The following is a 19,676-nucleotide window of genomic DNA, read 5'->3' as shown; positions in this document are numbered from 1 at the left end:
CTTATCTACTAGGGTAGGATAAGACGTTCATCGTGCTTTGACGCGTCACGCTAAGCATGCTTGTCATCCACCAGTATCAATACTGATAATTATGGAAATTCGTTCTTACCAACCTGCGGATGAAACGGCGGTGATTGCGCTTTGGGAAACCTGCGGCTTAACGCGCCCTTGGAATGATCCTCGTAAGGATATTGCGCGCAAGCTGACAGCTCAGCCAGAGCTGTTTCTGGTGGGGGTAGAACAAGATAACGTGATAGCTACGGCGATGGTAGGCTTTGATGGGCATCGTGGCTGGGTGTATTACGTAGCCGTTGATCCTGATTACCAGCGCTTATCTTATGGTAAACAATTGATGCGCGAAGCCGAGCAGTTGTTGATAGAACGAGGCTGCCCAAAAATCAATTTATTGGTACGTAGCAGCAATGCGCAGGTGATCCAGTTCTATAAAGAGTTGGGTTATACCCCAGACGATGTAGTGAGTTTAGGGCGTAGGTTAATCGCGGATGAGTAGCTGACCACCACCGACATAGCCCGTAGGTAACGAAACCGGCGGGCTTTTTCGTGTGCGGTGTAGGCTCGCTACCCCATTAGTGACTGGCTGCGGTGGCGGTAACGCTGGCCTTAGTGGGGAGAGCCAGTGTCCACGTCTGGGTAATAAGCACCGTTCCAGTGGTGGTTTTGGTGGTGACGTGAATATCCATTAAGCCCCGATCAGCCTTGTTTTTAGAAGGCCGTATATCCAGGATTTCAGCACACACTTTCAGGCTATCGCCAGGATACATGGGGTGATGAAAGCGCACCTCTTTAAACCCTGCGCCAATTAGCGGGGTGTCACCAAAGCGCTTGGAGTTCAAAATCAGCTTTAAGGTAATCAACAGCGTTTGCCAACCGCTACCCACCAGTTCGCCAAAAATCGTGTTTTTGGCGAGCTCTTCGTCTACATGCATATCTTGTGGGTCATATTGCTCAGCAAAAGAGACAATCATGTCGCGATCCAGCGAAAACGCCTCTGTTTCTATTGTCTCCCCAACTTTGAAGTCTTCCAGATAGCGAAGCACACCCGTTTTGGGTTTGGTCATAGGTACCAGCACAGTTGTCCCCTTAGTTTAGTTGTGAACTATATGGTAGATAGTAGGTTTAAGGTTTGGCTGACGTCAACCGTACTTGGGTGAGCTGAGCTAACACGGTGGCATGTGGGGGTATTTGCAAACTCAGGTGCTGCACGTATCACAGGGAGTGTTTAAAGGTAGATGGCGGCTTTACGGTTTAAAACATCGCATGGGTATCTTTAGCGCTGTATTTCTGTCATAGTGGGTTAGGGAAATTTCTCTCACTATTTAGGAAATACATTGAAAATAGAAACTGGTATTGTGAAATGGTTCGACAACGACAGAGGCTTTGGTTTTATCATGCCGGAAAATGGAGGGAAGGACCTTTTTGCGCATCAGAGCGAAATCCAAAGTAATGAATCGTACAGCACACTAAGCGAAAACCAACGCGTGTCATATGTGATTGGGCAAGGTCAAAAAGGGCCTTGTGCAACAAAAATCACACTGTTGTAAACGGCCTATAGCCTTCGGGCGGGTATGACAAAACAAGAGAGCGAGACCTGTTATGTATAGGTCTCGCTTTTTTATTATGGGTGATGATTGATACACTAGATTTTGTGGGTCCTCTGTTTTTCTGCACTTTGTGGGCGATGGCACTAGATGAAATACCGCCTTTATCTCTTTGATCTCGACGATACTCTCTTTGATTTTTCTGCTTCAAACGCGTGGTCGTTTAAGCAGATGCTGCATACGTCTGGCGCGGCAGTATCTGCTGACTCGGTGTTTGCCGATTTTCTGAGCATTGATAGCGGCTTATGGAAGCAGTTTGAGCAAGGTCTGGTTTCTAGAGATCAGCTCAAAGTTGAGCGCTTTGCGCGTACGTTTGCAAAGCATGGCTTAACTATTGATGCAGAAGAAGCGAACCACCTCTATTTGCAAGGCTTGGGAGAGCACGTCGCCTTAATTGATGGCGCCGTAGAGGTTTGCAAGGCGCTTGCCGCTGTAGGCGAGGTAGGGGTGATTACGAATGGGTTTGAACAGGTGCAGCGTCAACGCGTGCTGAACGCAGGGCTACAGCCTTACGTTTCTTTTATCGCATCGTCGGAGGCGTGCGGTTACGCTAAGCCTGACGCTCGGCTATTTGCGTTTGCGGTAGATAAGGCCAAGGCGTTTAGTAATGACTCTACCCTCATTATTGGCGACCGTTTAGAGGCGGATATCTTGGGGGGGAATAACTTTGCTATTTCTAGCTGCTGGTTTAACCCTTCGATTGCTCAGAACACCTCGGCGATACAGCCTACCTATGAAATCACCCATTTAACCGAGTTGGTTGCATTGGTGGGGGCGTAATCATGTTTCAACAGATGATGATTGACGAGAATGGGCTAGCAGCATGTTAAAGCTGCTGGCTTTTTTTTCGCCTATCGCTACGTTGTGTTTTGCATGGTTGAGCTTTTTGTTTCTGCTCTTTTTCCCACCGTTGTGGCTGCTTTGGCCGGTACTGGTGATTGCGGCTTTTACGATTAATTACTTAGGTATACGCCATGTCTTGGGTTATGAGGGGCGAGCTAGGTTGTGGCATCACTGCTTTAATGTGATTGAAAGTTTGCTGCTTGTTGTAATGTTGATGCGCTTTTTGCTAGGGGTTAGTGCTGAGTAGTGAGCGCGTGCTCTTGGGGGCTTTTTTTGGCGATTTACACGTGTTCCCCTAGAGGAAACGGACGATTTTTGGCTGTAACAATGTGCGCTATAGCTTGAGTTATGCATACAGCGTAATTGTTTGGTTGCATATATTCTGTAATATTTTCCCGCTATGCTGCTAGACTTAGCTGGATATCACGCAAGGGTTGAGCTAAAGGTGTATGCCACCTTGCACATATCAGGTCAAAGAAGTTCAAGTCGTTTTGAGAGGGGCGGGCAGTATCAGGCGCCTACGTTGTAGCAAGATAAAAAATCCGTAGGTTTTTTTATTGGCATAATTACAAGAGGACAAAATGGATATTGAGTTTGCTGAGTACAGAGTTAACCCATCAGGCGTTGCATTTTCTTTTTTAACGGATGTAGGCGAACGGGTGTTGGGAAATGTATCCCTCAATGCGTTGGAAGCCTTAGCAGGAAAATGGGTTGGTGAAGAAAGCTGTCTGGATACCTATCGTGAGCATCGGGCTGCGATTCATAAGGTGGTGCTGCGAAAGCACAAACAGGGCGCTAAAGAGCCGTTTTGGGTACGTGAAAGTGAGCTTGGCTAAATGCCAAGCTTTTTTTATATCTGTAGCAGTTCCGGTTAGCGTAGGGTTACGAACAATCAAAACCCGCAAAGGTTGCTGCCTTTTGCGGGTTTTTTTGTGCCTATGATGGGGTGATCCGTAACGTAGATGTAAAGAACCTTGAAACTCATTACGGTTGCTGCGCAGGCAGCGACTCACGCAGTAGAGCTTTACATTTTGTAGGTAAGACTGACATATGCTCTAGAGGGAACTGCTACTTTCATAGTTAATAGATGGGAGGCTTACACTGCATACAGTTATTATTCATTCGCTGTTTTTTAGGGCTTCATCATGGGTTTTTATTGGGCAATTGGTGCAAGGAAAAGAGGGCTCAAAGGGTTGATGGTGGTTTGTGAGCCTGTAGAGATTGCGGCGTATGTAGCGCGTTGGGAGGGCGAGGTGACCTTGAAAGTGAAGCCTAACCTTCCTAGCTATTTGCAAAATACAGCCTTAGATCCCCTTGAATTCACCGAAATACACTATCTGTTTTTCAGTACCAAACAGGGTGATTCCGTAGTTGCTGAGTTAGAAAGGGCAAGCGTATTTGTGGGGCCTAAAGTAGATTATGAAGAAAACGACAGCGGGGATTTCTCGCTCTTACTTCACTATAAGATCAAGAGAACGCTAGCGCTTAGCGGTGAAGACTCACCCGCACTGGAGAGTTTTTCGTCGCAACAAAGAATGCTTACCAGTGAAGATCAACTGATACGGATGTTGGACGAAGACAAGTATGAGGGGATGTGGGTAGATAGGCCATCACTATGCTTAACGAAAAGCGAGGCAGTCAGTGCCTTGGCCAAAGAGTATGACGTTTCCGAGGATCAGGTCTGGATCACGATTGACGGCAAATAAGACGCTGCATAGGGATGGCATTGCTATCAGAAAGAATGCCAGTCTGATGCCACAAATAAAAAAAGCACTGACTCAAAAGAATCAATGCTTTTTCAATCTGTTGGTGCGAACGGGGAGACTCGAACTCCCACACCTCTCGGCGCCAGAACCTAAACCTGGTGCGTCTACCAATTCCGCCACGTTCGCACAGACAAGCATTGAAGTATAGATGAGTAAAAAAAATTCTGCAAGCTTTTTTGTGTGGGTCCTTGCCTCTAGTAGAAGTAAAGAAAAATGCTAGCTAAAGGGCAGGGCCGGAGATTGTATGCATGGCTCTGTATGCGTACAATCACTCGATTTACCCTAAAAAATGCTAGACATAGATACTATGCTTGCTATTGAATAGAGGGTTGGCCGGTTATTGATGACGGCTTTTGCGGTAAAATAACCGATTATTTTCATTCACTAACTCACTCAAATAGGTCTCTAATGCAGCCCGAGGTTGAAATTCTGTCCGGTTTGGAGCGCCGTGTCGATCTGGTCGTTTCTGTGGCCGATGTCGAAAAAGAAGTCCAGGCACAACTTAAACGTGTGGCGCGTACCGCAAAAATTCAGGGCTTCCGCCCCGGTAAAGCACCACTAGCCATGATTGAGCGCAGCCACGGTCCTAGCGTCCGTTACGATGTGATCAATGCTGAATTAGGTAAAGCGATGGATGCAGCTCTGAAAGCTGCAGACGTACGTGTTGCTGGTACACCTAGCATCGAACCTAAAGAAGGTGAGCCTGCTGAAGGTACTATGGCATTTACTGCCACGTTCGAAGTGTACCCAGAAGTGGCTGTGCCTGATTTGTCCGCACTGGAAATTACTCGTAGCACAGCAGACGTTGGCGACGAAGAAATCCAAACAACTATCGATATCCTGCGTAAACAACGCGCTCAATTTGAAGCTCGCGAAGACCGCGCTGCTCAAGACGGCGATCGTATTACGTTGGATTTCAAAGGCACGATCGATGACGTGGCTTTTGAAGGTGGTACTGCTGAAGGCTTCTCCTTCGTATTGGGCGAAGGCCGCATGTTGCCTGAGTTCGAAACAGCTGTTCAAGGCATGAAAGCAGGCGAAGAGAAAACCTTCCCGCTGGCATTCCCCGCTGATTACGGTGGCACCGAAGTTGCTGGTAAAACAGCACAATTCGAGATCAAAGTAACGGAAGTTGCTGAAGCTGTTCTGCCTGAGTTGAACGCTGACTTTGCAAAAATGCTGGGTCAAGCCGAAGGCGATGTAGAAGCGCTGAAAGCTGACATCCGTAGCAACGTTGAGCGTGAAGTTAAAGCTCGTGTGCAAGCTCGTACAAAAGCAAGCGTTATGGATGCATTGGCTGGTGCCTCTACATTCGAACTGCCTAAAGCACTGATCGATGCAGAAGTGCAAAACCGTATTGCAGCCACTCGTGAAGAGTTGAAAGCACGTGGTTTGCCTAATGCTGAAAACTTCCCAATCCCAGAAGAAGGCTTCAAAGAAGAAGCCGAGCGTCGTGTACGTTTGGGTCTGTTGCTGTCTGAACTGGTTAAAGCAGCTGAATTGCAAGCTAAACCAGAACAGGTTCGTGCTCGTATCGAAGAGTTTGCTCAGAACTACGAACAACCTGCTCAGGTTGTGACATACTACCTGTCAGATCGTCAACGTCGCGCTGAGATCGAAGCTGTAGTGCTGGAAGATAACGTGGTTGAACACGTACTTTCTAACGCTAAAGTTACAGAAGAGGGCGTGCCATTCAACGAAATCATGGGGAACTAACTAATGTCGTCTAGTTTTATCGACTTCTATGCTTCGATGCATGGAGGACACGCAGTAACACCGTCCGGTTTGGGCTACATTCCTATGGTTGTAGAGCAATCTGGTCGCGGTGAGCGTTCTTACGATATCTACTCACGCTTGCTGCGTGAGCGCTTGGTGTTTTTGGTGGGTCCGGTTAATGACCAATCCGCTAACCTGATTGTGGCGCAACTGCTGTTCTTGGAGTCGGAAAACCCAGACAAAGACATCTCTTTGTACATCAACTCGCCTGGTGGCGGTGTGTACGCAGGGATGGGCATTTATGACACCATGCAGTTCGTGAAACCTCAGGTTTCAACGCTGTGCACCGGGATGGCAGCCAGCATGGGTGCTTTCCTGTTGTCGGCGGGGGAAAAGGGCAAGCGCTTTGCCTTGCCTAATTCCCGCATCATGATTCATCAGCCATCAGGCGGTGCGCAGGGTCAAGCGTCGGATATTCAAATCCATGCTCAAGAGATCCTGAGCTTGCGTGATAGTCTGAATGGTATTCTGGCCAAAAATACTGGCCAGACCATTGAGCAAGTTGCGCTGGATACAGAGCGTGATCGTTTCATGTCTTCAGATGATGCAAAAAACTATGGTCTGATTGACCAAGTCTTAACACATCGTTCAGACGAAACAGCTTAATGGGTGTGACCACGCTGCCATGCGAAAGTGCTGGCAGTGTGGGCACTTGATGTTTTGTAGGGAAAATGCTTTTTTCTCTCTATTTTTGACAGAGTCTTATGTCCGATAAACACTCGTCCGATGACAAAGTCCTGCATTGTTCGTTTTGCAACAAGAGCCAGAGCGAAGTCGGCAAGCTAATAGCTGGACCTGCTTCCGTATTCATTTGTGATGAATGCATTACCTTGTGCAGTGACATTATTCACGAAGAGTCACAGGAAAAAGCGAAGGAAGCCATCAAAACAGAGCTTCCTAAACCCAAAGAGATTACTGGGTTTCTTGATCAGTATGTGATTGGTCAAGAGTCCCCTAAACGTAGCTTAGCGGTTGCGGTCTACAACCACTACAAGCGTATTCGTTATGCGAATACCACGGATGATGGTGTAGAGCTTTCCAAGAGTAATATTTTGCTGATTGGGCCTACAGGCTCCGGTAAAACATTGCTGGCTCAAACATTGGCGCGCATGCTGAATGTGCCATTTGTGATGGCCGATGCTACGACACTAACCGAAGCTGGGTATGTGGGTGAGGATGTAGAAAACATCATCCAAAAACTGCTACAAAGCTGCGAGTACGATGTTGATAAGGCGCAGCAAGCGATTGTCTACATCGATGAAATTGACAAGATTTCCCGTAAGTCTGATAACCCATCCATTACCCGTGATGTGTCGGGTGAGGGTGTGCAGCAGGCTTTGCTGAAATTGATTGAAGGTACGGTTGCCTCTGTGCCGCCACAAGGTGGTCGTAAGCATCCTAACCAAGACTTTGTGCAAGTGGACACCACAAACATCTTGTTTATCGTGGGTGGTGCATTTGCAGGTCTGGATAAAGTTATTCTGGATCGTACAGAAAAATCAGGTATTGGTTTCTCTGCGTCAGTAAGCTCTAAGTCTGAGCGTGGCGTAGGTGAGCTGTTTACCGAGGTTGAGCCAGAAGACTTGATCAAGTTCGGTATTATCCCCGAGTTGGTTGGTAGGTTGCCTGTGGTCACAACCTTGCAAGAGTTGGATGAAGATTCACTGATTCAAATCCTGACTCAACCACGTAATGCCTTGGTAAAACAGTTCCAGCAACTGTTTGCGATGGAAGACGTGGGCTTGGAAGTGGAAGATGATGCGCTGCGTGCCATCGCTAAACGCGCGATTACTCGCAAGACGGGTGCTCGTGGTTTGCGCTCTATTGTGGAACAGTCACTGTTGAACACAATGTATGAGTTGCCATCGCGTCCTGATGTGGGCAAAGTGATACTGACAGCAGATGCTGTGAGTGGCAAAGGTGAACCCATTCTGGTGGAACGCAGCGAGGAAGAAAAATCGGCAGCAACATCTGACACTGCAGCCGCCTAACTGGGAAACTTTCTGTTATAAATAACAGACTCATTGCTTCCTTGGCTCTTGAAATATTCAAAATAGCCGCAACCTTACAGTTAAGAAGTGCATCTAAAAAGGGAAGCTTCATGCTTCCCTTTTGCGGATGACGGGCTTATTAAAAGGAATTTGCTATGTCTGCGAGCCAGATTCTTACTACGGAACCCATGGAGCTACCGCTGTTGCCATTGCGCGATGTGGTGGTGTTTCCGCATATGGTGATTCCCCTGTTCGTGGGGCGTCCACGATCCATCAAGGCGTTGGAATTGGCAATGGAAGATGGCAACCACATTATGTTGGTTGCCCAGAAAACTGCCAGCAAAGATGAGCCTTCCAAAGACGACCTATATGAAATAGGTTGTGTAGCGAACATTTTGCAAATGCTGAAACTGCCCGATGGCACCGTGAAGGTGTTGGTCGAAGGTATGCAGCGTGCGCGTGCGGTTGACGTTACGGAAACCGACGAGTGTTTCAAAGCTAAGGTTGTGGCTGCAGAGATCGAATCTGCAGCGTCGGCATCAGAGCACGAGGCTTTGCGCCGTGCTGTGTTGGCGCAGTTTGAGCAGTACGTCAAACTGAATAAAAAAATCCCGCAAGAAATTCTCACTTCTCTGACTGGCATTGAAGAGCCAGGTAGGCTGGCCGATACAGTGGCTGCACACCTGAGCTTGAAGCTGGAGCAAAAACAGGAAATGCTGGAAATGGCTGCTGTAGGCAGTCGTTTGGAAGCACTGTTGGCGCAGCTGGAGTCTGAAATCGATATTCTTCAGGTGGAAAAACGCATTCGCGGCCGCGTGAAGAAACAGATGGAAAAAAGCCAGCGTGACTACTACCTGAATGAGCAAGTAAAAGCCATTCAGAAAGAGTTGGGCGAGGGCGAAGAAGGTGCTGATCTAGAAGAACTGGAAAAACGCATCGAAGAAGCCAAGCTGCCTAAAGAAGCACAGAAGAAAGCGGAAGCTGAACTGAAAAAACTGAAGCTAATGTCGCCTATGTCGGCAGAAGCTACTGTGGTGCGTAACTATCTGGATACCCTAGTGGGTATGCCATGGCGCAAGAAGAGCCGTATCAGCAATTCGCTGGTAAATGCTCAAGAAGTGCTGGATAGTGATCACTTCGGTCTGGAAAAAGTGAAAGAACGTATTGTTGAATACTTAGCGGTTCAACAACGTGTGAGCAAACTGAAATCACCTATCTTGTGTTTGGTAGGGCCTCCAGGCGTGGGTAAGACCTCGCTGGGTCAGTCTATTGCGCGCGCAACCAACCGCAAGTACGTACGTATGGCGCTGGGTGGTGTACGTGACGAGGCCGAGATTCGCGGTCACCGTCGTACCTACATTGGCTCCATGCCAGGTAAAGTGCTGCAGAACATGTCCAAAGTGGGCGTGCGTAACCCGCTGTTCCTGCTGGATGAAATCGACAAGTTGGGTATGGATTTCCGTGGCGATCCGTCATCGGCATTGCTTGAAGTGCTAGATCCAGAACAAAACCACACCTTCCAAGATCACTACTTGGAAGTAGACTTCGATTTGTCCGACGTAATGTTTGTGGCCACCAGCAATACGCTGAATATTCCACCGGCGCTGTTAGACCGTATGGAAGTGATTCGTTTGTCTGGTTATACCGAAGACGAAAAAGTACGCATTGCGTTTGACCACTTGATTCCTAAGTTGGTGAAACACAATGGTGTGAAAGACGGTGAGTTGGAAGTTACCGAAGACGCTGTGCGCGACATGATTCGCTACTACACACGCGAAGCTGGTGTGCGTTCGCTAGAACGTGAAATCAGCAAAATCTGCCGTAAGGTAGTGCGTAAGTTCTTGGAAGCAGCGAAGTCGAATGCTAAACCAACAACGGTAGTGGTGAATTCCGAGAACCTAGAAGAGTTCTTGGGTGTACGTCGCTATACCTTTGGCGTGGCGGAAACCGAGAACAAGGTAGGCCAAGTGACTGGTTTGGCATGGACTGAAGTGGGTGGCGATTTGCTCACCATCGAAGTTGCTGACATGCCAGGTAAAGGCAACGTACAGCGTACGGGTTCTATTGGTGACGTGATGAAAGAGTCGGTGGAAGCCGCTCGTACGGTAGTTCGCTCGCGTGCTCAGAAGTGGGGTATTCCTGACACTACTTTTGAGAAACGTGACTTGCACGTGCACTTCCCTGATGGTGCTACACCTAAGGATGGTCCATCTGCAGGTATTGCGATCACCACAGCCATTGTGTCGTCGTTGACCGGTATTCCTATCCGTGCTGATGTTGCCATGACAGGTGAGATCACACTGCGTGGTGAGGTGCTGGAAATTGGTGGTTTGAAAGAGAAACTGCTGGCAGCACTGCGTGGTGGTATCAAAACCGTCATGATTCCTGAGCAAAACGTGAAGGATTTGGCTGAGATTCCAGACAACGTTAAAAACCACTTGGAGATTATTCCAGTGCGTTGGATCGATAGAGTGCTGGAAGTGGCGTTAGAAAAAATGCCTGTGCCATTAAGCGATGAAGAAGTTGCCAGACTGGCAGCGGAAGCCGCTGTTGCTAACAAAGCAGTGAGCAGTGCAGGTGGTTTGAGTACGACGCACTAAGCTTGGTGTCAAAATAAAAACAGCCCAGTTAGTACTGGGCTGTTTTTTTATCGCGATAAAACCAATAATCAGTGTATGGGTGTATTGCGGATCAGGCCTACAGCAATACCTTCTACGCTGAAGTTGTCTTCGTCGGACACAGGTATAGGCTCGAAGTCTGGGTTTTCGGGCATCAGGTTAATGGTTTTACCTTCGATGTGCAGACGCTTAACGGTCACATCGTCACCCAGGCGGGCCACAATCACTTGGCCATGGCGAGCTTCGGTAGTTTTTTTGACGGCAAGCAAGTCGCCTTCCAAAATGCCGATGTCACGCATACTAAGGCCGCGTACGCGCAGCAAGTAATCGGGTGTTTGGCTAAACAGGTTAGGGGCAACACCAATTTCTTGTTCTACATGAGCACTAGCCAGAATAGGGCTACCGGCAGCTACTCTACCAATGATGGGGAGCTGCAAGTTGTTGCTGGCGATATCGTGGTCGTTGGCGGCTGCAGGCAGGGTAGAGTCGTCTTGTACAAGACGAATACCACGCGATGCACCAGCGGTTAATTCGATGGCGCCTTTTTTTGCCAAGGCCTTAAGGTGATCTTCGGCAGCATTGGCCGACCTGAAGCCCAACGTCTGAGCGATTTCGGCTCTGGTGGGAGGGAAACCGGTGCGCTGTATCTCTTGACGGATGATATCAAGCACCTGTTGTTGCCTGATGGTAAGTTTGACGGCCATGATATATTGATGCTGTTTATTTATACAGCAATGATTTTGCGTTAAAATACAAGAAAAATCAAGCCGTATGGGCCTTTGGGCTGATCTAGGCACATTTTTATGCCGGCTGTTTCTTTAGGACTTCGTGTCACCTATCTTATGTCAGAGTTTGCTCCGCGTTTTGTCAGTTTCCCCGATAGCCCCTTTTCGCTGTACGAGCCGTACCCGCCAGCGGGTGATCAGCCTGCGGCTATTGAAAAGCTGGTAGAGGGGTTAGACGATGGTTTGATGTACCAGACTCTTCTGGGGGTGACTGGGTCGGGCAAGACCTACACCATGGCAAACGTCATTGCTCGTACGGGCAGGCCAGCCATCGTGATGGCGCCAAACAAAACCTTGGCGGCGCAGTTGTACGCCGAGATGCGCGAGTTCTTCCCGCGTAATGCGGTGGAATACTTCGTGTCGTACTACGATTACTATCAGCCTGAAGCGTACGTACCCTCACGCGATATGTTTATCGAGAAAGACTCCTCGATTAACGAGCACATAGAACAGATGCGTTTGTCAGCCACTAAAAGCTTGTTAGAGCGTCGCGACACCATCATTGTGGCGTCGGTGTCCAGTATCTACGGTATTGGTAACCCCGGCGATTATCACTCGATGGTGCTGACCTTGCGCGTAGGGGATACGGTGCCTAGGCAAGAGTTATTAGCACGCTTGGTGGCGATGCAGTATGAGCGTAACGATGCTGACTTTGCGCGGGGTATTTTCCGGGCTAGGGGTGAGGTCATTGATGTGTTCCCTGCCGAGAACGCGGAGCAAGCGCTACGCATCACCATGTTTGATGATGAAATCGAGTCTTTGGCGTTATTTGATCCGCTGACAGGCAAGATCCAGCAAGATGTACGTCGCTATACCGTGTTCCCCGGGTCGCACTTTGTGACACCGCGCGAAACGATTTTGCGCGCGATGGAAACCATCAAAGACGAACTGCGTGAACGAGTGGATCAGTTTGTGAAAGCTGGCGAATTAGTCGAAGCTCAACGCATAGAACAGCGCACACGTTTTGATTTGGAAATGATGAACGAACTGGGGTTTTGCAAAGGCATTGAGAACTACTCCAGACACTTATCGGGTGCAGCGCCGGGTGATCCTCCGCCTACCTTGATCGACTACCTACCTAAAGACGCCTTGATGTTTATCGATGAAAGTCACGTCACCATGGGGCAGATAGGCGGTATGTATAGGGGGGACCGCTCGCGTAAACAAACGCTGGTGCAGTTTGGTTTCCGCTTGCCATCGGCGCTGGATAACCGCCCGCTGAAGCTAGAAGAATTCGAGCAGCGCATGCCGCAAACGGTGTTTGTGTCGGCAACGCCTGCAGCCTACGAGCAAGAGCATGCAGATGCGGTAGTAGAGCAGGTGGTGCGTCCTACAGGCTTGGTAGATCCGTTAGTAGAGGTGCGTCCAGCGACGACGCAGGTGGATGACCTACTGGGCGAGATTAAACTGCGTGTGGCTGCTCAAGAAAGGATTTTAGTCACCACGCTGACCAAACGTATGTCGGAAGACTTAACCGACTATTTGGCTGAAAACGGTGTGCGGGTGCGTTACTTACACTCTGACATTGATACGGTAGAGCGCGTGGAAATTATCCGCGACCTGCGTTTGGGTATGTTTGATGTGTTAGTGGGCATTAACTTACTACGTGAGGGCTTGGATATCCCAGAGGTCTCTTTAGTCGCCATTCTGGATGCCGATAAAGAGGGCTTCTTGCGCTCCGAGCGCAGTTTGATTCAGACTATTGGTAGGGCAGCGCGTAACCTAAATGGTCACGCTATTTTGTATGCAGACAGAATTACAGATTCTATGCATAAAGCGATGAGCGAAACAGAGCGCCGTCGTGAAAAACAAGTGGCGTTTAACCTAGAGCACGGTATTACAGCACGTGGTGTGAATAAAGCAGTGCGCGACCTGATTGATGGTGTGTCAGCAGCACCAGTGGTTGAGACTGAGTACAGTATTATCGGTAGCGATGTGCTGGGTGACGAGAAAAAGCTAGCCAAAGAAATCAAACGTCTAGAAAAACAAATGATGGATCATGCGAAAAACCTAGAGTTTGAACAGGCGGCTAAAGCGCGTGATCAGTTGCGTCAGTTGAAAGAAAAAGCACTATTGGGGCTGTAAAGTATTCGCGTTGTTTTCACGGTACGAAATGGTGTATTGTGTTGTGGGAAAACCCTTATTTTTGACGGTGTTGTTTGCTATACTGGACTAAATCAGTCGGGTATAAACAGCCACAATAGTGCCCGCCATAAGCTGAGGAGTTTCAGTATGCGTTTGACGACAAAGGGCCGCTTTGCTGTAACGGCCATGATAGATCTGGCGTTACGACAACAAAGTGGGCCAGTCACTTTGGCTAAAATTAGTGAGCGTCAGCATATTTCGTTGTCGTATCTAGAGCAGTTGTTTGGAAAGCTGCGCCGCCATGAATTGGTGGAAAGCACGCGTGGGCCTGGCGGTGGTTATTCACTGGCTAGGCTGGCTAGATACATTACGGTTGCCGACATTATTTTCGCGGTAGACGAACCGGTTGATGCTACAAACTGCAAGGGCAAAGGCAATTGCAAGTTGGGTGCTGGTGGTGGCCGAGGTCAGTGCATGACACATGATCTGTGGGCCAACCTAAGCCGTAAAATGGTGGATTACCTAGATTCAGTGTCGCTACAAGATTTAGTAGACCAGCAGCGTTTGCGTCAGCTAGAAGAAGCGGCTCATAACGACGAGGAAGTCATTTCAGTGCAAAAAACTAGCACACCCGTAGCCTCCAGTGTTTTCAACTTTGGTGGCTGACGTGCAGAAACAATCTAGACCACTGTATTTGGATTATGCCGCTACCACACCTTTGGATGGGCGTGTGTTAGAGCAAATGATGTACTGGTTGCAAGACGGTTTTGGTAACGCGGCGTCCAGCAGCCATAGCTATGGCTGGGATGCAGAAGAGGCCGTTGAACGCGCGCGCGCGCAGGTAGCAAACGCTATAGGTGCGCAGGCACGCGATATTGTGTGGACATCGGGTGCGACCGAATCTGATAACTTGGCCATCAAAGGGGTGGCGCAGGCTTATCAGCACAAAGGTAAACACCTGATTACCCTGCAAACCGAGCACAAGGCGGTGTTAGACACCTGCCATGCTTTAGAACAGCAAGGTTTTGAAGTGGACTACCTGCCGGTGCAGGCAGATGGTTTGCTGGATTTGGAATTACTACGCCAGCATTTGCGACCAGATACGACGTTGTTCAGTGTCATGTTGGTGAACAACGAAATTGGTGTGGTGCAAGATGTGGCGGCTATTTCCGCGTTGTGCCATGAAAACGGTACGTTGTTGCATGTGGATGCGGCTCAAGCTGTAGGTAAGCTACCTATAGATGTAGATGCCATGGGCATCGATTTATTGTCTATGTCAGCACACAAGGTGTATGGCCCCAAAGGTATGGGGGCGCTGTATGTACGTCGTAAACCGCGTGTACGTGTAGAGGCGCAAATGCATGGTGGTGGGCACGAACGTGGTATGCGTTCTGGCACGTTGGCGACGCATCAAATTGTAGGCATGGGTGCTGCATTTGAGTTGGCTGAGCAACTACGCGAAGAAGAGTGCGCACGCATACAGCAATTGCATCAGCAGTTGTTGCAGGGGTTGCAGTCCATCCCCAATATCTACATTAATGGTTCGTTGTCTCAGCGCGTGCCTCACAACCTCAGTGTGAGCTTTGATGGGGTAGAGGGCGAAGCCCTGATGATGGATTTATCGGGTTTGGCGTTATCCAGCGGTTCAGCCTGTACATCCGCCAGTTTGGAGCCTTCTTTTGTGTTGAAGGCGCTGGGACGTACCGATCAACAAGCACATAGCTCGTTGCGAATTTCCTTAGGGCGTCAGACCACAAAAGAAGATGTAGACACTACCATTGCGGCCATACGCCACAGTGTAGAGCGTTTGCGTAATTTGTCTCCCTTCTGGGAACACGAGCAAAGCAGCTCGTTGGTGTAGTAGGTAAAGGGATATCATGCGGTATAACGCGCAGGTAGAGTCATATTTCAAACAGCCCGAACATGCTGGGGTGCTCGCAATTACGGCAGCAAAAACAGGCAGTGCTTTGGCGGGTTCGGTGCAAGAAGGTGCGGCAATTAGGCTGTCGCTAGGTTTGGATGAAAACGGTGTCATCCAGCAGGCTAGGTTTCAAGCCTATGGTTGTGGTGTCACGATTGCTGCGGCAGAATATGCCTGTAGATGGGCAGAGGGTAAGCGTGTAGAGCAATTGGCATCGTTGACCAGTGCTGAGCTTATGCAGGCCTTGGATTTGCCAGCAGTGAAGTTGCACAGCACTATTTTGGCTGTAGAAGTGCTACGCGATGCGGCGAGCAAACTTGTACCGTCACAGGATGAATGAGGTAAAACATGGCGATTACATTAACTGAAAACGCGGCTAAACACATTAACCATCATTTGACTAAAAATGATGCGCAAGCAATGCGTTTGAGTGTGCGATTAACGGGCTGCTCTGGCATGGCCTATAAATGGGACTACGTGAGCGAGGGTAAAGAGGGTGATCAGATCTTCTCTGAGCACGGCATTACCATGTATGTGGATCCCAAGGCCTTGCCTTTCATCGATGGTACGGAAATCGATTTCGTACGTGAAGGCTTAAGCAGCAGCTTTAAATTTAACAATCCTAATGAGGCAGCGAGTTGCGGCTGCGGTGAGTCGTTCACTGTCTAATCAGTAGTTAGGTACTAAAAAAAGGCTCAATGTGTACACATTGAGCCTTTTTTGTTGCAGCCAACCCGTAGCGGGTTGGCTTGCAAGCGGGTATTACTCGCGACGTAGGTGTGGGAACAAAATCACGTCACGGATGCTTGGGCTGTTTGTTAGCAGCATCACCAAACGGTCAATACCAATACCGCAACCACCTGTAGGAGGCATACCGTATTCCAATGCACGAATGTAGTCGGCATCGTAGTACATGGCTTCTTCGTCACCAGCATCTTTAGCAGCTACTTGAGCTTGGAAGCGTTGTGCTTGGTCTTCGGGGTCATTCAACTCCGAGAAGCCGTTAGCAATTTCGCGGCCGGTGATGAACAGTTCAAAACGCTCGGTAATGCCTGCTTCGGAGTCCGATGCACGAGCCAATGGCGACACTTCTACTGGGTAGTCGATGATGTAAGTAGGGTTCCATAGTTTGGACTCGGCTACTTCTTCAAACAGTGCCAGTTGCAATGCACCCAGACCTGCGTTAGACAGTGGTGGGTTGCTTACGTCTACTTTCAGGCGTTTCAGCTCAGTACGCAAGAAGTCTATGTCTTGCAGTTGGCTTTCTTGGTAACCTTCGGCGTACTTCTGAATGGCTTGGATAATGGTCAAACGCTCAAAGGGTTTGCTTAAATCCAGCTCTTGGTCTTGGTACGTCAATACGGCTGTGCCGTGTGCAGCAATTGCTGCGTTACGGATCAGTTCTTCGGTGAAGTCCATCAACCAGCGGTAGTCGGTGTAAGCCGCGTAGAACTCCATCATGGTGAACTCAGGGTTGTGGCGTGGGCTCACCCCTTCGTTACGGAAGTTGCGGTTAATTTCGAATACACGCTCAAAGCCCCCCACTACCAGACGTTTCAAGTACAGTTCTGGTGCAATACGCAGGTACATTTCCATGTCCAACGCATTGTGGTGTGTCACGAATGGCTTGGCCGATGCACCACCTGGAATAGGGTGCAGCATAGGCGTTTCCACTTCTAGGAAACGCTCTTGCAGCATGTTCTGACGGATGCTGTTAATGATCTTGCTACGTGCCAAGAAGGTGCCACGTACCTCTTCGTTCATGATGAGGTCTACGTAACGTTGGCGGTAACGCAGTTCTTGGTCAGCCAAGCCGTGGAATTTGTCGGGCAGGGGGCGCAGTGATTTAGCCAGCAGACGGATGCTGCTTGCATGAATAGACAGTTCGCCTTTATTGGTTTTGAACATGATGCCTTCAACGGCCAGCATGTCGCCAATATCCCAAGTTTTAAATTGTTCGTATACGTCTTCGCCTACCGAGTTTTTATCCAGATAAATCTGGATACGGCCGCTGCCGTCTTGCAGTGTGGCAAAACTGGCCTTACCCATTACTCGCTTCAGCATCATGCGCCCAGCAACGGATGCAGGGTGTTTCAATTCGGCCAGCGCTTCTTTTTCGTGCTCGCTAAAAGTAGCGTGCAATGCATCGGCTTGGTCGGCAGGGCGAAAATTGTTGGGGTAAGCCACACCATTTTCACGAAGTTGTTGAAGCTTGCCACGACGCTCGGTAATCAAATGGTTTTCGTCGGCATGCGGGGCAGGAGTAGGTTGAGTCATGGTTTCAGTAAACTTTACAAATAACGACGGATATCATCCAGGAGGGTGCTGCCGAACACATCGCTACCCATGTGGCGCAGAATGTGTGCAGCCGTTTCCTCTGGGGAGCTGAGTTGTTGCTCGGCATGTAGGTTAAGAAAGCGTTGTAGGTCGGGAAAATCAGAGACTTTCTGTTGACGTATGACGCTCTGCATATGGCTATCAATGACACCAGGAGCGAGCGAGGCACAACGCAGGCGAGGGTGGTTTTCCATGGCCAGTGTTTGCGTGTAGAAATCTAACGCCGCTTTGGTTGCACCATAAACGCCCCAGCCCGCTACGCTGCGTCTACCAGCACCTGAAGAAATATTCAAAATACGACGTTCAGCAGCGCTGGCATCGGTAGCGGCCAACAGCGTGGCACATAAGGCAATGGCACTGCCTACATTTAACTGTAGGGCGTGTTGTATAGCCAGTGCATCGTTAAGCTGATTAGCTTGGGCAACAGGCTCTACCGTGCCAGCATTATTGATTAGCCAATAGTGCTGTGCGGTGCGGGGCAGCGCGTGTTGCAGCCACTCTTGTGTGGTCTGTACGCCTTCAGCAGACGATAAGTCTGCTTGCAAAGCGTGCAGTGTAGCGCCTTGCTGATGAGCAAGAGCGGCCAAAGAGGGGTTGTCACTTCGGGCAATCGCAAATAGCGTGGTGTTCGCGTCTAGCACTTGCTGTGCCATAGCAGCACCTAAGCCTTTTGACGTGCCTGTGATAATCACTACGCGCTGTGTGCTCATGGTGTTATAGCCCTTGCTTCAGGCTGGCCTGAATAAAGGGGTCTAGGTCGCCATCCAGCACTTTTTGGGTGTTGGATACTTCTAGGTTAGTACGTAAATCTTTAATACGGCTTTGATCCAGCACGTAGGAGCGAATCTGGTGACCCCAACCCACATCGCTCTTGGCATCTTCCAGTTTTTGCTGGTCAGCCATACGTTCACGCAGCTCTTTTTCGTACAGTTTAGAGCGCAGCATTTGCATGGCTTCTGCACGGTTACGGTGCTGGGAGCGGTCGTTTTGACACTGCACCACAATACCGGAAGGCAAGTGAGTCAAACGTACCGCAGAGTCGGTCTTGTTCACGTGCTGACCACCTGCGCCACTGGCACGGTAAGTATCCACACGCAAGTCGGCAGGGTTCACTTCGATTTCAAAGGAGTCGTCTACTTCGGGGTAGACAAACACGCTGCTAAACGAGGTGTGACGGCCATTGTTGGAGTCAAACGGGCTTTTACGTACCAAGCGGTGCACGCCAGTTTCAGTGCGCAGCAAACCGTAGGCGTATTCGCCTTCGACTTTAATGGTGGCTGATTTAATGCCCGCTACCTCACCGTCTGAGATTTCTAGCACTTCAGCTTTGAAACCTTTATGTTCGGCATAACGCAAGTATTGGCGCAGCAAAATAGAAGCCCAGTCTTGGGCTTCTGTACCGCCAGCACCAGCTTGAATATCCATAAAACAGTTGGATGGGTCAGCGGGGTTAGAGAACATGCGACGGAACTCGAGTTCTTCTATACGTTCACATGCTTTGGCAATGTCTTCTTCTACGGCTTGCAGGGTGTCATCGTCATCATCGATGGCAGCCAAGTCGAACAGCTCTTTGCTGTCGTGCAACGCACTACGGATTTCGTCCAGTTCGGTCACTACGCCTTCTAGGCTTTTCTTTTCACGGCCAAGCTCTTGGGCGTGTTGAGGATCGTTCCAGACGTCTGGGCTTTCTAGCTCAGCATTAACTACGATTAAGCGGTGTGCTTTTTCATCGTAGTCAAAGATACCTCCGTAGTTCAGCCTCGCGCCTGATGTAATCTTCCAGGTGCGATTCAATGGCGTTTTGACGTTCGGCTTCCATAGCGATGTACTTCCTGTGTGGTGGCATAGCCATGATTAGTGCTATGCCCAAAATTCGGTCAAAAGGAATAATTTTAACCTGTTAGATCATATAAGGGCAGGGTGAGTGCGGCTTTT

20 protein-coding genes and 1 tRNA gene are annotated in these 19,676 nt (G+C 49.2%); 15 read left to right on the top strand and 6 right to left on the bottom strand.

Annotation, left to right across the window (positions count from 1 at the left end):
- The first annotated feature begins 91 nt into the window (after nt 1-91).
- Nucleotides 92-511, top strand: coding sequence for a GNAT family acetyltransferase (locus ACLPHM_RS05025; RefSeq protein WP_430220165.1), 420 nt, complete (start codon nt 92-94; stop codon nt 509-511).
- Between the two features lie 76 nt (nt 512-587).
- Here the strand turns inward: ACLPHM_RS05025 and ACLPHM_RS05020 are convergent, their stop codons facing one another.
- Entirely contained in the window at nt 588-1,079 is a 492-nt protein-coding gene (locus ACLPHM_RS05020) for a MaoC/PaaZ C-terminal domain-containing protein (RefSeq protein WP_430220164.1), read from the bottom strand.
- Nucleotides 1,080-1,349: 270 nt separating this feature from the next.
- On the opposite strand from ACLPHM_RS05020, the gene ACLPHM_RS05015 reads away from it, so the two are divergent.
- The 5 genes from ACLPHM_RS05015 to ACLPHM_RS04995 all read left to right on the top strand — a co-directional run bounded on the left by ACLPHM_RS05015 (nt 1,350) and on the right by ACLPHM_RS04995 (nt 4,168).
- On the top strand, nt 1,350-1,562 hold the full coding sequence (locus tag ACLPHM_RS05015; protein WP_430220163.1) for a cold-shock protein: 213 nt from the start codon (nt 1,350-1,352) through the stop codon (nt 1,560-1,562).
- A 147-nt stretch (nt 1,563-1,709) separates the two neighbouring features.
- Nucleotides 1,710-2,399 carry a YjjG family noncanonical pyrimidine nucleotidase gene (locus ACLPHM_RS05010; RefSeq protein ID WP_430220162.1) on the top strand — a complete coding sequence of 230 codons (690 nt, stop codon included), beginning with the start codon at nt 1,710-1,712 and terminating at the stop codon, nt 2,397-2,399.
- Nucleotides 2,400-2,442: 43 nt separating this feature from the next.
- The gene (locus tag ACLPHM_RS05005; protein ID WP_430220161.1) at nt 2,443-2,709 is read left to right on the top strand and encodes a hypothetical protein; all 267 of its coding nucleotides are present in this window, start codon (nt 2,443-2,445) and stop codon (nt 2,707-2,709) included.
- A gap of 334 nt (nt 2,710-3,043) precedes the next feature.
- The gene (locus tag ACLPHM_RS05000) at nt 3,044-3,298 is read left to right on the top strand and encodes a hypothetical protein (protein ID WP_430220160.1); all 255 of its coding nucleotides are present in this window, start codon (nt 3,044-3,046) and stop codon (nt 3,296-3,298) included.
- 309 nt (nt 3,299-3,607) lie between these two features.
- Complete coding sequence (locus tag ACLPHM_RS04995; protein ID WP_430220159.1) at nt 3,608-4,168, top strand: hypothetical protein; 561 nt, start codon at nt 3,608-3,610, stop codon at nt 4,166-4,168.
- Between the two features lie 101 nt (nt 4,169-4,269).
- Here ACLPHM_RS04995 and ACLPHM_RS04990 read toward each other — a convergent pair.
- Nucleotides 4,270-4,354 (bottom strand) — tRNA-Leu (locus ACLPHM_RS04990).
- 282 nt (nt 4,355-4,636) lie between these two features.
- On the opposite strand from ACLPHM_RS04990, the gene tig reads away from it, so the two are divergent.
- The 4 genes from tig to lon all read left to right on the top strand — a co-directional run bounded on the left by tig (nt 4,637) and on the right by lon (nt 10,595).
- Nucleotides 4,637-5,944: a trigger factor gene (tig, locus tag ACLPHM_RS04985; RefSeq protein ID WP_430220158.1), complete on the top strand. Its 1,308-nt coding sequence runs from the start codon at nt 4,637-4,639 to the stop codon at nt 5,942-5,944.
- A gap of 3 nt (nt 5,945-5,947) precedes the next feature.
- Entirely contained in the window at nt 5,948-6,610 is a 663-nt protein-coding gene (gene clpP, locus ACLPHM_RS04980) for an ATP-dependent Clp endopeptidase proteolytic subunit ClpP (RefSeq protein WP_430220157.1), read from the top strand.
- A gap of 98 nt (nt 6,611-6,708) precedes the next feature.
- On the top strand, nt 6,709-7,995 hold the full coding sequence (gene clpX, locus ACLPHM_RS04975) for an ATP-dependent Clp protease ATP-binding subunit ClpX (protein WP_430220156.1): 1,287 nt from the start codon (nt 6,709-6,711) through the stop codon (nt 7,993-7,995).
- Between the two features lie 155 nt (nt 7,996-8,150).
- Nucleotides 8,151-10,595 (top strand): endopeptidase La, encoded by a 2,445-nt coding sequence (gene lon / locus ACLPHM_RS04970; RefSeq protein WP_430220155.1) that lies wholly within the window; start codon nt 8,151-8,153, stop codon nt 10,593-10,595.
- 68 nt (nt 10,596-10,663) lie between these two features.
- Here the strand turns inward: lon and lexA are convergent, their stop codons facing one another.
- Nucleotides 10,664-11,317 carry a transcriptional repressor LexA gene (lexA, locus tag ACLPHM_RS04965; protein WP_430220154.1) on the bottom strand — a complete coding sequence of 218 codons (654 nt, stop codon included), beginning with the start codon at nt 11,315-11,317 and terminating at the stop codon, nt 10,664-10,666.
- A gap of 138 nt (nt 11,318-11,455) precedes the next feature.
- Here lexA and uvrB point away from each other — a divergent pair, with 138 nt between their 5' ends.
- The 5 genes from uvrB to ACLPHM_RS04940 all read left to right on the top strand — a co-directional run bounded on the left by uvrB (nt 11,456) and on the right by ACLPHM_RS04940 (nt 16,073).
- Complete coding sequence (uvrB, locus tag ACLPHM_RS04960; RefSeq protein ID WP_430220153.1) at nt 11,456-13,483, top strand: excinuclease ABC subunit UvrB; 2,028 nt, start codon at nt 11,456-11,458, stop codon at nt 13,481-13,483.
- 147 nt (nt 13,484-13,630) lie between these two features.
- Complete coding sequence (iscR, locus tag ACLPHM_RS04955) at nt 13,631-14,149, top strand: Fe-S cluster assembly transcriptional regulator IscR (RefSeq protein ID WP_430220152.1); 519 nt, start codon at nt 13,631-13,633, stop codon at nt 14,147-14,149.
- Between the two features lies 1 nt (nt 14,150).
- Nucleotides 14,151-15,344 carry an IscS subfamily cysteine desulfurase gene (locus ACLPHM_RS04950; protein WP_430220151.1) on the top strand — a complete coding sequence of 398 codons (1,194 nt, stop codon included), beginning with the start codon at nt 14,151-14,153 and terminating at the stop codon, nt 15,342-15,344.
- A gap of 16 nt (nt 15,345-15,360) precedes the next feature.
- Complete coding sequence (locus tag ACLPHM_RS04945) at nt 15,361-15,744, top strand: iron-sulfur cluster assembly scaffold protein (protein ID WP_430220150.1); 384 nt, start codon at nt 15,361-15,363, stop codon at nt 15,742-15,744.
- A gap of 8 nt (nt 15,745-15,752) precedes the next feature.
- Nucleotides 15,753-16,073, top strand: coding sequence for a HesB/IscA family protein (locus ACLPHM_RS04940; RefSeq protein WP_430220149.1), 321 nt, complete (start codon nt 15,753-15,755; stop codon nt 16,071-16,073).
- A 93-nt stretch (nt 16,074-16,166) separates the two neighbouring features.
- Here ACLPHM_RS04940 and lysS read toward each other — a convergent pair whose 3' ends face one another.
- From lysS to prfB, 3 genes are all read right to left on the bottom strand, one after another.
- Nucleotides 16,167-17,681, bottom strand: a complete 1,515-nt coding sequence (gene lysS, locus ACLPHM_RS04935) for a lysine--tRNA ligase (protein WP_430220148.1) — start codon at nt 17,679-17,681, stop codon at nt 16,167-16,169.
- A gap of 14 nt (nt 17,682-17,695) precedes the next feature.
- A complete protein-coding gene (locus tag ACLPHM_RS04930) occupies nt 17,696-18,451 on the bottom strand; it encodes an SDR family NAD(P)-dependent oxidoreductase (RefSeq protein ID WP_430220147.1) in 756 nt (251 codons plus the stop codon).
- A gap of 4 nt (nt 18,452-18,455) precedes the next feature.
- A protein-coding gene (gene prfB, locus ACLPHM_RS04925) for a peptide chain release factor 2 (protein WP_430220146.1) occupies nt 18,456-19,560 on the bottom strand; the annotation gives its coding sequence in 2 pieces (ribosomal slippage) (nt 18,456-19,478 and nt 19,480-19,560; 1,104 coding nt in all).
- Between the last annotated feature and the right edge of the window lie 116 nt (nt 19,561-19,676).

Source organism: Paenalcaligenes sp. Me131 (genome assembly GCF_050487225.1).
Classification (GTDB): domain Bacteria; phylum Pseudomonadota; class Gammaproteobacteria; order Burkholderiales; family Burkholderiaceae_B; genus Paenalcaligenes.
This window is presented reverse-complemented; position numbering and strand designations above follow the sequence as displayed.

Excerpts from the sequence above, each read along its gene's own strand:
- ACLPHM_RS05005 (WP_430220161.1), top strand. The coding sequence starts at position 2,443 with ATGTTAAAGCTGCTGGCTTTTTTTTCGCCTATCGCTACGTTGTGTTTT.
- ACLPHM_RS04945 (WP_430220150.1), top strand. The coding sequence starts at position 15,361 with ATGCGGTATAACGCGCAGGTAGAGTCATATTTCAAACAGCCCGAACAT.
- clpP (WP_430220157.1), top strand. The coding sequence starts at position 5,948 with ATGTCGTCTAGTTTTATCGACTTCTATGCTTCGATGCATGGAGGACAC.
- lysS (WP_430220148.1), bottom strand. The coding sequence starts at position 17,681 with ATGACTCAACCTACTCCTGCCCCGCATGCCGACGAAAACCATTTGATT.
- ACLPHM_RS05025 (WP_430220165.1), top strand. The coding sequence starts at position 92 with ATGGAAATTCGTTCTTACCAACCTGCGGATGAAACGGCGGTGATTGCG.
- tig (WP_430220158.1), top strand. The coding sequence starts at position 4,637 with ATGCAGCCCGAGGTTGAAATTCTGTCCGGTTTGGAGCGCCGTGTCGAT.
- clpX (WP_430220156.1), top strand. The coding sequence starts at position 6,709 with ATGTCCGATAAACACTCGTCCGATGACAAAGTCCTGCATTGTTCGTTT.
- ACLPHM_RS05020 (WP_430220164.1), bottom strand. The coding sequence starts at position 1,079 with ATGACCAAACCCAAAACGGGTGTGCTTCGCTATCTGGAAGACTTCAAA.
- iscR (WP_430220152.1), top strand. The coding sequence starts at position 13,631 with ATGCGTTTGACGACAAAGGGCCGCTTTGCTGTAACGGCCATGATAGAT.
- ACLPHM_RS04940 (WP_430220149.1), top strand. The coding sequence starts at position 15,753 with ATGGCGATTACATTAACTGAAAACGCGGCTAAACACATTAACCATCAT.
- uvrB (WP_430220153.1), top strand. The coding sequence starts at position 11,456 with ATGTCAGAGTTTGCTCCGCGTTTTGTCAGTTTCCCCGATAGCCCCTTT.
- lexA (WP_430220154.1), bottom strand. The coding sequence starts at position 11,317 with ATGGCCGTCAAACTTACCATCAGGCAACAACAGGTGCTTGATATCATC.
- lon (WP_430220155.1), top strand. The coding sequence starts at position 8,151 with ATGTCTGCGAGCCAGATTCTTACTACGGAACCCATGGAGCTACCGCTG.
- ACLPHM_RS04930 (WP_430220147.1), bottom strand. The coding sequence starts at position 18,451 with ATGAGCACACAGCGCGTAGTGATTATCACAGGCACGTCAAAAGGCTTA.
- ACLPHM_RS05010 (WP_430220162.1), top strand. The coding sequence starts at position 1,710 with ATGAAATACCGCCTTTATCTCTTTGATCTCGACGATACTCTCTTTGAT.
- ACLPHM_RS04995 (WP_430220159.1), top strand. The coding sequence starts at position 3,608 with ATGGGTTTTTATTGGGCAATTGGTGCAAGGAAAAGAGGGCTCAAAGGG.
- ACLPHM_RS05000 (WP_430220160.1), top strand. The coding sequence starts at position 3,044 with ATGGATATTGAGTTTGCTGAGTACAGAGTTAACCCATCAGGCGTTGCA.